Source organism: Mesorhizobium sp. WSM4845 (assembly GCF_055811455.1).
The window spans coordinates 101,549-115,361 of the sequence record NZ_JBVVQA010000010.1 but is presented as its reverse complement, the minus strand read 5'-3'; the positions used below and the strand labels follow the sequence as shown (position 1 = coordinate 115,361).

At 62.6% G+C, this 13,813-nt stretch carries 14 protein-coding genes, 1 tRNA gene and 1 pseudogene; 10 read left to right on the top strand and 6 right to left on the bottom strand.

Going from position 1 to position 13,813, the window contains the following annotated elements; all coding sequences use genetic code 11:
* Positions 1-46 precede the first annotated feature (46 nt).
* The 3 genes from plsX (at position 47) to AC0L2C_RS14190 (ending at position 2,527) form a co-directional block, all read left to right on the top strand.
* On the top strand, positions 47-1,117 hold the full coding sequence (gene plsX, locus AC0L2C_RS14200) for a phosphate acyltransferase PlsX (protein WP_473523611.1): 1,071 nt from the start codon (positions 47-49) through the stop codon (positions 1,115-1,117).
* Positions 1,118-1,126: 9 nt separating this feature from the next.
* Entirely contained in the window at positions 1,127-2,098 is a 972-nt protein-coding gene (locus tag AC0L2C_RS14195; RefSeq protein WP_287229669.1) for a beta-ketoacyl-ACP synthase III, read from the top strand.
* 105 nt (positions 2,099-2,203) lie between these two features.
* Positions 2,204-2,527: an integration host factor subunit alpha gene (locus tag AC0L2C_RS14190; protein ID WP_023798387.1), complete on the top strand. Its 324-nt coding sequence runs from the start codon at positions 2,204-2,206 to the stop codon at positions 2,525-2,527.
* Positions 2,528-2,537: 10 nt separating this feature from the next.
* Here AC0L2C_RS14190 and AC0L2C_RS14185 read toward each other — a convergent pair whose 3' ends face one another.
* Complete coding sequence (locus AC0L2C_RS14185; protein ID WP_473523610.1) at positions 2,538-2,723, bottom strand: hypothetical protein; 186 nt, start codon at positions 2,721-2,723, stop codon at positions 2,538-2,540.
* On the opposite strand from AC0L2C_RS14185, the gene AC0L2C_RS14180 reads away from it, so the two are divergent.
* Positions 2,722-3,264, top strand: a complete 543-nt coding sequence (locus AC0L2C_RS14180) for a MerR family transcriptional regulator (RefSeq protein WP_023798386.1) — start codon at positions 2,722-2,724, stop codon at positions 3,262-3,264. The two genes, AC0L2C_RS14185 and AC0L2C_RS14180, sit on opposite strands and share 2 nt — an antisense overlap.
* Positions 3,265-3,414: 150 nt before the next feature.
* Complete coding sequence (locus AC0L2C_RS14175; RefSeq protein WP_473523609.1) at positions 3,415-3,753, top strand: hypothetical protein; 339 nt, start codon at positions 3,415-3,417, stop codon at positions 3,751-3,753.
* A gap of 53 nt (positions 3,754-3,806) precedes the next feature.
* Here the strand turns inward: AC0L2C_RS14175 and AC0L2C_RS14170 are convergent, their stop codons facing one another.
* Positions 3,807-4,082: a hypothetical protein gene (locus tag AC0L2C_RS14170; RefSeq protein WP_023798384.1), complete on the bottom strand. Its 276-nt coding sequence runs from the start codon at positions 4,080-4,082 to the stop codon at positions 3,807-3,809.
* A 212-nt stretch (positions 4,083-4,294) separates the two neighbouring features.
* Here AC0L2C_RS14170 and AC0L2C_RS14165 point away from each other — a divergent pair, with 212 nt between their 5' ends.
* From AC0L2C_RS14165 to AC0L2C_RS14155, 3 genes are all read left to right on the top strand, one after another.
* Positions 4,295-4,822 carry a helix-turn-helix domain-containing protein gene (locus tag AC0L2C_RS14165; protein ID WP_473523608.1) on the top strand — a complete coding sequence of 176 codons (528 nt, stop codon included), beginning with the start codon at positions 4,295-4,297 and terminating at the stop codon, positions 4,820-4,822.
* A gap of 176 nt (positions 4,823-4,998) precedes the next feature.
* Positions 4,999-5,075, top strand: a tRNA-Pro gene (locus AC0L2C_RS14160).
* A gap of 47 nt (positions 5,076-5,122) precedes the next feature.
* The gene (locus AC0L2C_RS14155; protein ID WP_473523607.1) at positions 5,123-5,512 is read left to right on the top strand and encodes a hypothetical protein; all 390 of its coding nucleotides are present in this window, start codon (positions 5,123-5,125) and stop codon (positions 5,510-5,512) included.
* 511 nt (positions 5,513-6,023) lie between these two features.
* Here AC0L2C_RS14155 and AC0L2C_RS14150 read toward each other — a convergent pair.
* From AC0L2C_RS14150 to AC0L2C_RS14135, 4 genes are all read right to left on the bottom strand, one after another.
* Complete coding sequence (locus tag AC0L2C_RS14150) at positions 6,024-7,283, bottom strand: O-antigen ligase family protein (RefSeq protein WP_473523606.1); 1,260 nt, start codon at positions 7,281-7,283, stop codon at positions 6,024-6,026.
* Positions 7,280-8,815: an undecaprenyl-phosphate glucose phosphotransferase gene (locus tag AC0L2C_RS14145; protein ID WP_023798379.1), complete on the bottom strand. Its 1,536-nt coding sequence runs from the start codon at positions 8,813-8,815 to the stop codon at positions 7,280-7,282. The genes AC0L2C_RS14150 and AC0L2C_RS14145 overlap by 4 nt, the downstream gene beginning before the upstream one ends.
* Positions 8,816-8,939: 124 nt before the next feature.
* Complete coding sequence (locus tag AC0L2C_RS14140) at positions 8,940-10,070, bottom strand: glycosyltransferase family 4 protein (RefSeq protein WP_473523605.1); 1,131 nt, start codon at positions 10,068-10,070, stop codon at positions 8,940-8,942.
* A gap of 5 nt (positions 10,071-10,075) precedes the next feature.
* Positions 10,076-10,639, bottom strand: coding sequence for a polysaccharide biosynthesis/export family protein (locus tag AC0L2C_RS14135; protein ID WP_091591533.1), 564 nt, complete (start codon positions 10,637-10,639; stop codon positions 10,076-10,078).
* Positions 10,640-10,898: 259 nt separating this feature from the next.
* Between AC0L2C_RS14135 and AC0L2C_RS14130 the strand changes: the two genes are divergently transcribed.
* Together AC0L2C_RS14130 and AC0L2C_RS14125 are read left to right on the top strand one after the other, a co-directional pair.
* Positions 10,899-13,133, top strand: a complete 2,235-nt coding sequence (locus AC0L2C_RS14130) for a GumC family protein (RefSeq protein WP_473523604.1) — start codon at positions 10,899-10,901, stop codon at positions 13,131-13,133.
* Positions 13,134-13,421: 288 nt separating this feature from the next.
* Positions 13,422-13,688: pseudogene (locus AC0L2C_RS14125) on the top strand (endonuclease domain-containing protein); the annotation flags it as partial.
* Positions 13,689-13,813: the final 125 nt, after the last annotated feature.

Below are 13,813 nucleotides of genomic sequence, written 5' to 3'. Positions count from 1 at the left end.
GCCAGCGCCAGGCGCTCGCTCAAGCAAACTGTGAGATGAACACCGCGTGATCAGGATTTCCATCGATGCCATGGGCGGCGATCACGGGCCAACCGTGGTCATCCCGGCGCTCATGACGGTCGCGACCCGGCGTCCCGACATCCGCTTCGTCATCTATGGTCGCGAGGAGGCAGTGCGCCCCGAACTCGCAAAGCTGCCCAAGCTGGCGGAAGTCAGCGAGTTCATCCACTGCGAGATAGCAGTCCGGATGGACGACAAGCCAAGCCAGGCGCTGCGCCATGGCCGCTGGAAGTCGTCGATGTGGAAAGCGGTCGAGGCGGTCAAGGCAGGCACTGCCGACGCCTGCATCTCGGCCGGCAACACCGGCGCGCTGATGGCGATGTCGAGATTCTGCCTCCGCACCATGGCGACCATCGACCGTCCGGCGATCGCGGCGCTGTGGCCGACATTGCGTGGGGAAAGCGTGGTGCTGGACGTCGGCGCCACCATCGGCGCGGATGCGCATCAACTGGTTGATTTTGCCATTCTGGGCACTGGCATGGCGCGCTCGGTTTTCGGCATCGAACGGCCGAGCGTCGGTCTGCTCAATGTCGGCGTCGAGGAGATCAAGGGCCAGGAAGAGGTCAAGGAGGCGGGCCGCATGTTGCGGGAGGCCAACATGGCCTCGATGAACTACCATGGTTTCGTCGAGGGCGACGACATCGGCAAGGGCACGGTCGACGTGGTCGTCACCGAAGGATTTGCCGGCAACATCGCGCTGAAAACGGCGGAAGGCACGGTACGGCAGATCGCCGGTTACCTGCGCGCCGCGATGGACCGCACGCTGATGGCCAGGATCGGCTATGTATTCGCCAAGGGCGCCTTCGATCGCCTGCGCGAAAAGATGGATGTCGGCCGCTCCAACGGCGGGGTTTTCCTGGGTCTGAACGGCGTCGTCGTGAAAAGCCATGGCGGCGCCGATTCGGACGGCTTCGCGGCGGCGATCGAGCTTGGCTACGACATGGTGCGCAACAATCTGCTCGATCGCATCGAAGCCGATCTTGATCTGTTCCATGCGCGCAATCCGCATGCCCAGACATCCAGGAAATCCGACGTCGTTGCCGACGCAGAGGAATAGGAAAGAGCCTTGATCAGATCAGTCGTGCGCGGCACAGGCTCCGCGCTGCCCCACCGCATCATGAAGAATGCCGATTTCGAAGGCATGGTCGAGACGTCAGACGCATGGATTGCCCAGCGCACCGGCATCCGCCAGCGCCATATCGCGGCCGACGACGAGACGACGGCTTCGCTCGGCGAGGCGGCGGCGCGCGCAGCCCTCGACAATGCCGGCCTGACGCCGGCCGATATCGACCTGATCGTGCTGGCGACCTCGACTCCCAACAACACCTTTCCGGCGACCGCCGTCGACATCCAGAACCGGCTCGGCATGCATCACGGCTTCGCCTTCGACATGCAGGCGGTGTGCTCGGGCTTCGTCTACGCGGTGACGACGGCCGACCTCTATATCCGCGGCGGCCTCGCCAAACGCGTGCTGGTGATCGGCTCCGAAACCTTTTCGCGCATCCTCGACTGGAGCGATCGCTCGACCTGCGTGCTGTTTGGCGACGGCGCCGGCGCGATGGTGCTGGAAGCAGGCGAGGGGGCGGGCGGCATTGCCGACCACGGCGTGCTGGCGGCCAGCCTGCGCTCCGACGGGGCTCACAAGGACAAGCTGTTCGTCGACGGTGGAGCGTCGACCACCGGAACGGTGGGCCATCTCAGGATGGAAGGCCGCGAAGTGTTCAAGCACGCGGTCGGCATGATCACCGACGTCATCGAAGCGACGTTCTCAGCTGCCGGGATCACCGCTGAAGATCTCGACTGGTTCGTGCCGCATCAGGCCAACAAGCGGATTATCGACGCTTCCGCCAGGAAGCTCGGGATAGCGGAACAAAAGGTGGTGGTTACCGTCGATTTGCACGGTAACACCTCGGCTGCTTCGGTGCCGCTGGCGCTGTCGGTGGCGGTCGCCGACGGCCGCATCAAGAAGGGTGATCTGGTGCTGATCGAGGCGATGGGCGGCGGCTTCACCTGGGGCGCGGTCCTGGTTCGCTGGTAAGTGCCGAACGGACCGGTTCGGTCCTTGACCTTGCCGGATCAATTACTTAGGCTCTATCTTTGCTTATATAGAGTTATGTTTTTTGAGCTGATGGGGACGGTTCGCATGGGGGGAAAGACACTTACGCGCGCCGATCTTGCTGAAGCCGTTTATCGCAAGGTTGGCCTGTCGCGTACTGAATCGGCCGAGCTCGTCGAAGCGGTTCTGGACGAGATCTGTGAGGCGATCGTTCGCGGCGAGACGGTGAAATTGTCGTCGTTCGCAACCTTCCATGTCCGCTCCAAGAACGAGCGCATCGGGCGCAACCCCAAAACCGGCGAGGAAGTGCCGATCCTGCCGCGCCGCGTGATGACCTTCAAATCGTCGAATGTGCTGAAGAACCGCATCCTGCGCGCGCACCAGATCAGCAAGGCCAAGGGCAGCAAATAGCGCCTGCGCTTCAAAGCCCGTTGAAAACGGTCGCCTGCTTTGACGCCGGGCTTGAATATTGTTTCATAAACCGCTGAAATAAGGCTCGATTCGGCAGGACAAGCCGGATCGGAATGACTCTTTGTTGAGCATGATCCTGGCCGAAAACCGTTTCCCACTTTTCGGGACCATGCTCCAGCGTGAGGATTTCGCCCATGGACAAGAGCCCCGACGCTTTCCGCACCATCAGCGAGGTCGCAGAAGATCTCGACCTGCCGCAGCATGTGCTGCGTTTTTGGGAAACGCGCTTCAACCAGATCAAGCCGATGAAGCGCGGCGGTGGCCGCCGCTACTACCGGCCGCAGGATGTCGAACTGATCAAGGGCATCCGCCACATGCTCTACGATCAGGGATACACGATCAAGGGTGTGCAGAAGCTGTTGCGCGAGAACGGCAATCATTTCCTGGTCGCCATCGGCAATGGCGACATGGCGGCCGTCGAGGCGATCTCGCAGCGCCGGCAGGCCGATGCGGTGCCGTTGACGCCGGCGGCCCAGCCGCGCGGCGCCGATGACGAGATGCTGGTCGGCGAGCCCAAGGTGAAACCCAGCCGGCGCTTTTTCGGCCTGGGCAAGACCGAGGAAGAAGGCCCGGTGCAGCCGGGCACGTCGAAACTCTCGCGCGACAATCGCGCTTTGCTGCAGGAGGCGCTGTTCGATCTTCTGGAATGCAAGCGCCTGCTCGATCAGGTGCGCTAGCGCATGGCCCCGGGATAGCGACTGCATAGAACGTCACGCGGGTCGCATGAATCGCTTCTGACGCGACGCGCTCTGGGCCCGATCGGTCGCGGCAAAAACCGGAACCGGTTTTGCGATCGTGCGTTCCTTCGCAAAAGAAGGAAGCCTGTCATGGTATCATTTTCGACCCTCTCCGACATCGATCTTGAAAAACAGGTCGCAGCCCTCTCCAGGGAATTGGCGGCGTTGAGGAAAGCCGTTTCCAGGCGCGGCAGCGCCTATTACGAGGACGGGCGTGACACCGCGTCGGACTATTACTCGGACCTCGCCGAGCGTTTCAGTGACGCTCTGCCTGCGATCAGGAAGCATGGCAGGGTGATAGAGAAGACAGCCCGCGATCATCCCGCGACAGCGGCCGCAGTCGGTCTGGTTGTGGTCGGGCTCGTCGCCAGCCTGTTCCTCAGCCGTCAGCAGAAACCGTCGCGAACGAGATCGAGATCGGCACGTTGAGACAAGAAAATGGCGGCGCGGACGGCCGCCATTTTCGTTGACCAAAAGGTCGATCAGCGCGCGAGCTTGAGCTTGTTCTTCGGGCTGACCTGCGCGGTCTGGCTGCATTTGCCGTAGACGGTGCCGTTGGAGTCGGTGGCGTCCGTATAAGTACCCTTGCAGTCGAGCTGCAGCACCAGGCAGTGACCCGCGCCCTTGCAAACCGCGCCGCCGCCGCTCGGATGCGTGCCGTTGGCGAAGGCCGAGCCCGGCAGTGAAATCGAGCCGAAGGCCGAGACGACGATGGCAGCGGCGAGCGACAGGCGCTTGAAGTTCGAGATGTTGGTCATTTGAGCATTTCCTTCTCTTGATCGAGGATCGCCGTCAGGGCGTCCTTCCGGTTGGGACCGCCTTTGTGGCGTCCATGCCGTGTTGGTGCGGCCCGGAGAGAAAAGGTTCACGCGTCGGTTCAAGAAAATTCGCGGCCCCCTGCCGCGTTCAGCGTGCTCCTGCCGCTGAGGTTCGATCCGCTCAAAACCGCTGACGGGCCAGCGACAGCCGCTTGACAAGGGAGCGGCTCAGAACCGTCGAACAATTCGGCGATCGGCCAGTCAAAGACCCCGATCGAGATGGCGGTCCCGTGCCGGTGCCGCCGAGGCCTGTGCCGGGCTGCGCCGATCGGAATCACGATGCCGTGACGGCGTTTTTGGCGCTTGGCAAATCACCATCGAGAGGGCATTCTCTGCGCCGTCTCAGGCAACTTCTTGATTTGATCAAACTCTTTAATCCACGGAGTTGCCAAATGCCCCAAATAGCAACAAGCGAAGCTTTTTCCGAACTGTCGGCGACCGAAGCTGCGCCCGACCACAGCGCCCTCAAGGCCATCCGAGAAACCAGGGGATACAGCATGGAAGAGCTGTCTCTGACCTGCGGACTGTCGGTCGATGAGATCGCGGACATCGAGAACGGCAGGAATGCCGATGTGTCGAAGCTCAGGCGAATAGCCTCTGCGCTCCGGCTCCCGGAAAGCGCGCTGATCGATACGGCCGCGCTGACACATTCCGTGGAAAATCCAAGACCCGTCTCATAGCAGCGACGCCAGAGGATCAAGCCAGACAAGCGAGCTGTGTACTGGATTTGAAGTTCCTGAATGCTGACGACATCCACCAGAGCAGGAACTTCAAATCCACCATGTCGGGCATCGGCGCGACGGCCGCCGAATTCGGTTGACCCGAACCGGGTTATCACGATACATCGCGACCGGTCCGGAGTGTAGCGCAGCCCGGTAGCGCACTTGACTGGGGGTCAAGGGGTCGTCGGTTCGAATCCGGCCACTCCGACCAAATAAGCCCTTAGAACCCTAAGGCTTATTTGAAATCCGGGGAAACTGGTGAGCCGCGAAAACGAGAAATTGGGGCCTTTCTGGGCCCTTTCCTTTTCTGGGCCGTGCCAGTCTGGGGCCATGCCGCCCGAATCGCGCCGTGAACGGGCCGACGATCGGCGGCCAAGTGCTGATCGACAGGCTCGGATCAGATCGCGGATCGATGCATCAGGATCTGGTCGGGCTGTTTGGCTGCTCAAATGCAAGGCCGAAGGCCGCGACCGCCGCCCGGTGTTCTTCACGTTCATTCCCGACGACAAAGGCCAGCAGCGAGAGCGGAACCGCACCTGGAAGCCGACCTTCGAAAGTGAGGGGCTCGAAACGCGGGAACCATTCATCCGCGAGCCGCTTTGTGTGCATGTCCCAAGCCGTGCAACCACCCATATTGCCAAAGGGTAGCCCAGATCGGGACGTCAACTGTGAAGTCGCCTTGGAAGCCGCATTTGCAGCCTTGGTGACTGCCTCGGAAGCGAAGGGGTGGACGCCGCGCGAAACGGCTGCAGCCCTACTGAAAATCGCAACGGAGCATGCCCAGCGGTTCAGGCTTGTGCCGGCTGAGCCGCCAAGGTGGCGAACGCGAAGAGGTATGTTCATCGCGGGTGCCACGCTCGTGTTTTTGCTGTGTGCAGCCATCGTTTGGTGGGGTGCTTAGATGACGATCAACGTTTCGCCCCCGGATACGGCCGTTGCCGCGGTCGTAGTGATGGCGTTGCCGCCTATACGTTAGATTGCGCAACGCTCGCCTAAGTTGATCCGGCCAGCGCCATGCCGACGGCTATGCCTATGCCCATCACCAGCCCTGCAGCGAGTTCCCGCCATATTCGACGGCAATGGCTAAGACCACCACTCGCTACGCCCACGTGCCGGACTCCGACCATTTTCAAGACTTAGACTTGCCCCCAGAAATCCATCATGCCTTAGCCGCCGGCGACGGCAGCGCCGCCGGCCGAAATTGCCACTGATGGCGGTACTCGAGCGCGATCGCGCCCCAGATCAGCCCGAGCAGCAGATAGACGTGGCGCCAGTGATCGATGTCGATGAAGGTGCCCAGCGCGATATTGCCGATGAAGGCGACATAGGCGCACAGAAGGTAGGGCTGCCACGGCCTGTCGCGCAGGAGAATGCGGAAGCCGGCTGCCATCGTCCAGCAGGTCAGCGTCAGGAACGAGACGAAGCCGAGCCAGCCATAGTCCAGCAGCATTTTCAGCCAGATGTTGTGCGTGTCTTCGCCGAAAATCGTGCCGAAGACGAGCGGGCCGATGCCGAGCGGATGCTCCAGCGCCATCTGGAAACCGAAGCTATAGCGGGCGAAACGGCCGAGGCGGGCGGTATCGTAGCTCTGTTCCAGCTGGGCGCGGCTGGAGAACATTTCCGAGACGCCCGGCAGCTGCAGGATGACGAGCATTGCGATGACCAGCAGCGAAATGGCGGCGATGGTCATGACGACGACACGCAGCCGGATTTTTCCGCTGGCGCTCTGCAGGAACAGGGCGCCGGTGAGCAGGATCGCCGAAACGCCGAACATGCCCCAGGCGCCCCGCGAGAACGAGAAGAAAATCCCGGCGGTGATGATCAGCAGCGGCATCGCCAGCAACGGCATGCGTGAGACGGGGCCGGTCAGCAGGAGATGGAGCAGGTAGATGCCGGGCAGCACCAGGAACGGCCCGAACACGTTCGGATCCTGGAAGGCGCCGGTGGCGCGGTCGTATCTGGTGAAGATCTCCGCCCCCGGGAAGGCATGGAAATAGCCGGCGATCCCGAGCAGCGAGGTCAGCACCGCCGACATCACATAGGCTCGGAAGATCACCCGGTAGAGATTTGGCTGGACCGATGTCACCGAGGCGAAGAACACCGCGGTAAGCGCCAGGAACAGCGACACGGCGAGATAGAGCGGGGTGCCGGCAATATCCGACATCTGGGTCATCGCGATCATGCCGCCGATGTTCATGACCACCAGCAGCACCAGCAGCGGCGCCGCCGCGCGCGATATGCGCAGGCCGAACAGGGCCCACACCGCCATCAGCGCGACCATATAGAGGTCGTATGGCGCCGGCTCGGCGATGACGAAGCCGGACAGGAAGACGCCGAGGAAAACCGCGCCCGACGCAATCAGCGCGATCAGCTTGGCGTTGACCGCGGCCGGCGACAGTTCATGCGCGACTGCGCTCAATAGGCATTTTCCGTATTGAGCAGCCGGATCGGTGTCAGGAACAGGATCCTCAGATCGAACAGCAGCGACCAGTTCTCGATATAATAGAGGTCGTATTCCGTCCGCATGCGGATCTTCTCGTTGGTATCCATCTCGCCGCGCCAGCCATTGATCTGCGCCCAGCCGGTGACGCCGGGTTTGACCTTGTGGCGTGCGAAATAGCCGTCGACCACCTCATTGTAGAGAAGGTTGTGCGACTGGGCGGCAATGGCGTGCGGGCGCGGGCCAACCAGCGACAGCGAACCGAAAAGCGAATTGAAGAACTGCGGCAACTCGTCGATCGAGGTCTTGCGGATGAAGCGGCCGACGCGGGTGACGCGCGGGTCGTTCCTGGTCACCGTCTGCTTGGCCGTCGGGTCGGCCTTGTCGGTGTACATCGAACGGAACTTGTAGACCTCGATGATCTCGTTGTTGAAGCCATGCCGCTTCTGGTGGAACAGCACCGGTCCCTTGCTGTCGAGCTTGATGGCGATCGCGGTCGCCAGCATGACCGGCGAGAACACGATGATGCCGATGATCGAGAAGACGATGTCGAAGGCGCGCTTGGCGACCGAATCCCAGTCGTTGATCGGCCTGTCGAAGATGTCGAGCATCGGCACCGAGCCGATGTAGGAATAGGCGCGCGGCCGGAATTGCAGCGCGTTCGAATGCGCCGAGAGCCGGATGTCGACAGGCAGTACCCACAGCTTCTTCAAAAGCTGCAGGACGCGCGTTTCGGCGGTCAGCGGCAGCGATACGATCAGCATGTCGATACGGGCGATGCGGGCGAACTCGATGAGCTCGGAAACGGTCCCGAGTTTTGGATAGCCGGCGACGATGGGCGGCGAGCGCTTGTCGCCGCGGTCGTCGAAGATGCCGCAGATGCGGATGTCGTTGTAGGGCTGCTTTTCGACGGAGCGGATCAGGACTTCCGCCGTCGTGCCGCCGCCCACGATGACGGCGCGGCGCTCCATGCGCCCGTCGCGCGCCCAGCGCCGGATCAGCTTCGACATCAGCAGCCTTAGGCCGAAGATCAGCATGAAGCCGACGACGAACCAGGTGCCGAAAACCAGGCGCGAATAATCTTGCGACATCTTCACGGCGAATGCCGTCAGCGCCATCAGGGCGAAGGTGCCGGCCCAGACCATCAGCAGTCGGCCGAAATTGGCGAGCGGCCGCATAAACGAGACGATCTGGTAGCAGTCGGTGACATCGAGCAGCACCACGGCGAGCGACGAAGCGGCGGCGATCGCCAGCGGATATTGCCAGGCGAGATGGTTGAAGAAGCCGACATAGTAAAAATAGATGCAGAGGCCCGACAGGAACAGCAGTGCGAATTCGACCATCCGCAAGACGCCGCTGACCATGATCGGTGACATGGTGTCGCGCCGGTATTGCGACGCCACCTGACGGGCGACGTCGTTCATGCCGCCGGGGCTATCGTCGCCGGCCGGGCCGTTGAAATTGCGCACCGCGTCTTTCGAAAAGCGGCGTTTGGGATCGAAGTCGCTCATGATGCATCCGCAAAGCTTCACGCAAGTGAATAGCGAAATAGAGCTAAGAAACCCTTGAAACAACAAATAGGTTTTGGGGAAGCTTTGAAGTCAGCGCCGTTTTGGGGTTAGCGCCCATTTCGGGTTAGCGCTTGAGCGCCGCGAAATAGGCCGTCTCGATCGCGGCGGCCATCACGTCGGCGCCGAATCGCGCCTTGAGGTCGGCGGTATCGGGCATCAGCCTGCCATAGGCATCGGGGTCGGCCAGCGCCGAGCTCATCTTATCGGCAAGCTCGCGCGGATCGGGCCGGATCAGGGCAGGGGAGCCGGCGCCAAGAATTTCCGGGATGCCGCCGACGCCGGTGGCGATCATCGATTTGCCGGCGGCGAGCGTCTCCAGCACGATGTAGGGCATGGCTTCCGCGCGCGAGGGCACGACAACCAGTTCGGCCAACTCGAAGGCCTTGCGCGCCGGCATCGGCGGCAGGAAGCGCATATGCCCTTCGAGCCCGAGCCGCTTCACTTGCGCATGGTAGCGCGGCAGGTCGTCGCCGTCGCCGACCATCACCGCATTCACCGGGCGGCCGAGCCGCGTTCCGGCGAGAACCAGCGCATCGATGAAGATGTCCGGTCCCTTGAGGTCGCGCATCATGCCGATATAGAGGGCATCGGCCGCATTCGGTTCGGTTCGCACCGGCTCGAACTCGGCGGCGCTCAGTCCATTGTAGACAAGGTTGTTCGGGATCGGCGGTTCGCCGACCTTCCTGCGATAGGTCCGCCTTTCATAGTCGGAGACAAACAGAAGATAGTCGCTGAAGCGCGCCATGAACCGCTCGAGCGCGAAGAACAGCTTCCCCGTGCCGGTGGTCTCGTCATAGTGAAGAGAGCCGCCGTGCGGCGAATAAAGGCGGGCTACGCGAAACCTTGATACCCGCAACAATGAGCCGAACAGGCGGGCATAGGCGCCACCCTTGGCGCCGTGCCCGTGGAGCACGTCCGGCCGCAATTCCTTGATGATCCCAAATGTGCGCCAGGCCGAGGCGAGGTCGCCCGGTCCGACATGCCGCTGCATCGGCGTGCGATGGATGCCGAGCGCCATTATGCCCTTCATCTGTTCGAACAGATGTTCCTCGAAGTCGCCGCCCGTCGTCGAATCGCAGACGATGCCGACGGCATGCCCGGCGGCGACCTGCGCCTCGGTCAGGTCGCGCACGTGACGAAAAATCCCCCCGACAGGTGAGCGAAAGCAGTGGACGATCCTGAGTGTGTCCGCCACGTGGTCTAGAACAGGCGTTCGCGAACATAGACCGTGTCGCCGGGCAGAAGCGGGTCGGAGGTGGCAACGCGACCGGTCATGACCTTGCCGTTGATGTCGCGGGTGATGTCGACGCTTCCCTGGTTGGCACGCGGGCTGAAACCGCCGGCGATGGCAATCGCCTTTTGCACGGTCAGGCCGGGAACATAGGAGTACTGGCCCGCAGCACCGACTTCGCCCATGATGAAGATCGGCCGGTAGCGGTCTATCTCGACCGAAACGTCCGGATCACGGAGATAACCCTGGCGTAGTTTGTCGGCGATCTCGCCTTCGAGTTGCTGTGCGGTGTGGCCGCGCGCCGGCACGGCGCCGACGAGCGGGATGGACAGATAGCCGGATTGGTCGACACTGTAGACGTTGGTCAATCCTTCCTGCTCGAACACGGTGACGCGGACCCGGTCGCCGGCGCCGAGGCGATAGGGCTGATCGAGCATTTTATGAAAGGCGGCCGGCGCCGGCCGGTAGCTGGAGCAACCGGCAAGCAATGACACGGCGAGCAGCGCACGGAACAGGGGAGCAGTGCTTTTCATGACCGGACATGTACCTTCGACTGGCCGCCGCTGCACCGCGGCAAACTCTGGAGATCGAGGCCCGTTATCATCCGGTTAGGGTTAATGGCCGGTAAAGGCGGGCGGCCGAAGCGACGGCAACCGACAACAGGCGGCCGGTTCCGGTGCTTTTAGCTGCCCGCGTGCGCCTAAAACCTGACAGGTGCTTACCGCAATATTAACGGCTGAGTTACCATATTTGTTTACGGTGTATACTGACTAAAATACCGGAGCAGGATGCATGTCCGTTCAATCCGCGGCCGCAGATGTCGACGTCGATCTCAGGCAGCTCTTCGCCAGCCTTGCGAGGAATTGGCTGCGCATTCTTGTCGTCGCGCTTGTCGTAACCGGCCTGGCGTTCGCGCTCACCTGGCTCGCCACGCCGCATTACCGGGCCGAAACCCGGCTTTTGATCGAAACGCGCGAATCGGTCTACACGCGCCCCGACGGCACCAATGACAACGACAAGCCTATACTCGACGAGGAAGGCGTGACCAGCCAGGTCGAGGTCATTTCCTCGACCGACATCCTCAAGCAGGTGGCGCAGAAGCTTGATTTGTCGCGGCTGCCCGAGTTCGACGAGACGGCGGATATGCCGGCGTTGAGCCGTCTGCTTGTCGTCGCCGGCCTGAAAAGCGACCCCAACGAGATTCCGCCGGAAGAACGCGTGCTGACGAAGATGCGTGAGAAGCTCAACGTCTATCGCGTTGAAAAATCTCGCGTTATCGTCATCGAATTCTCCTCGGAAGATCCCCGGCTCGCCGCCGCAATCCCGAACGCCATCGCCGACGCCTACATCTCCGTCCAGGGCAATGCCAACATCGAATCGAATTCCGCCGCAACCGACTGGCTGGCGCCGGAGATCGCCGACCTGTCGAAGCGGGTGAAGGATGCCGAGGCCAAGGTGGCAAGCTACCGCGCCCAGTCCGATCTTCTGATGGGCGGCAACAATTCGGTGCTCGCCACGCAACAGCTTTCCGAACTGTCCAGCGAATTGTCGCGGGTGCGGGCCAATCGCGCCTCGGCGGCAGCGACTGCCGACAGCGTGCGCAGGGCGCTGCAGAATGGCGGCTCGCTGGATGCGGTGCCGGAGGTGCTGTCGTCCGGACTGATCCAGCGGCTGCGCGAGCGGCAGGTCGAGCTCAAGACCAACATCGCCGACCTTTCCACCTCCTTGCTCGACAATCATCCGCGAATCCGGGCGCTGAGGTCGCAGCTTTCCGATCTCGACCGCCAGATCCGCAACGAGGCGGAAAAGATCATGACAGGGCTGATGACGCAGGCGCAGACCGCCCTGGCCCGCGAAAACCAGCTTGTCGCCGACGTCAACACGCTGAAGGCCGCATCGGCGCGCGCCGGCGACCAGCAGGTCGAACTGGACGCGCTGCAGCGCGAAGCGACCGCCCAGCGCCAGCTGCTCGAATCCTACCTGACCCGTTATCGTGAGGCGTCCTCGCGCAAGGACAGCAATTATCCGCCGGTCGACGCCCGTGTCTTTTCCCGCGCGGTGGCGCCGTCCCAACCCTATTATCCAAAAATCCTGCCGATCATCGGTGCGGCCTTCGTCGGCTCGCTGCTGGTCATGGCGATCGTGACGCTTCTGCAAGAGCTGTTTTCGGGTCGCGCCATGCGGCCGGCCGCCGGCGCCCGCTTCGAGCGGATCGAACAGGTCGCGATGCCGGTTGCCCGCGAACCGCCCAATCACGAACCGTCCGATCACGAACCGCCCGATCACGAGCCACCCAATCAGGAATCGGCCGATATCGAAGACCTTGGGGATCGGATGGCGGAAGTCCAGGCAGAGCCGCAAGCGGCTGCCGCGGCGCCAGCAACTGGCCCCGCAACTGGTGACGACGTCGGGCCGGCGCGCCGCAGCCTTGGCGAGGTCGAAATCGACAAGGCGGTGGAGAAACTGATCACAAGCGGTGCGGCACGCGCCATATTCGTGTCGCCGGAAGGCGACGAGGCGGCCGCCTCGGCGGTGCTGGTGGCGCGTGAGGTTTCCGACACCGGCCTGCGCGTGCTCCTGCTCGATCTCACCGCTTCGGGCGCCGCTTCGCGGCCGACGCTGGACAGCAGGCTTTTCCCGGGCATCACCGATCTGCTCGCCTCCGAAGCGCAGTTCAGCGACGTGATCCATGTCGATCTCTATTCGGACTGCCACGTCATTCCCGTCGGCAACGCCGATCCGGTTCGCGCCATGCGCGCCGCCGACCGGCTGCCGATCATCATGCAGTCGCTGACCACCGCCTACGATCTGGTCGTGGTCGAATGCGGACCCACCGACGCGCAAGGCATCAGCCGCCTTGTCGGCGAGGGCACAGAAGTCTTCCTGTCGCTGCTGGAGCCGAACGACGAGGTGGCGCAGGCCGCGGTCGAACTGATCGAGAGCGGCTATCCCGACCTGACGCTGGTGACGCCGGTCGGCCATCACACGCCAGGGACGCCGCTACCCGGACGGCGCTCCGCCGCCTGAGACAGTTCGATAATTCTCTTGAACGTTGTCGACCAGAGTTTGCAGCCGTGGCGGCAATAGCGTGCTCTTGCCTTCTCCCCTTGTGGGAGAAGGTGGATCGGCGCGCAGCGCCGAGACGGTTGAGGGGTGTTGGCCGGATCGCTGTTGGTGCCAAGCTGGAACACCCCTCATCCGACCGAGCTTCGCTCGGCCACCTTCTCCCACAAGGAGGGGGAGCCAATCGCGAACGTCAGCGATTTGCGTGACGATGGTGCTGGACGGAGCGCCAAGGCCGGGTAATCTCGCCCGATGCCGCATCAGCCCGTCGCCCCGACCAAACGTCGTTTCGCCCGCTCGATGCGCCGCGAGTCAACGGAGGCGGAGGACCGCCTGTGGCACGAACTGCGCGGACGCAGGCTCGACCACATCAAATTCCGGCGTCAGGTTCCTATCGGCAGATTCATCGCCGATTTCGTTTGCGCCGAGGCCAGGCTGATCGTCGAGATCGACGGCAGCCAGCATGCGGATTCAAACTATGATCGGGAGCGAGACGCCGAATTGAAGGCAAGGGCCTTTCGTGTGCTGCGCCTCTGGAACGACGACGTGCTGCGCGATTTGAACGCCGTCATCGCTTATGTCGGCGACCAGAGTTTGCAGCCGTGGCGGTATAGGGGAGCCAAATCACTTACGTCCCGGAATCT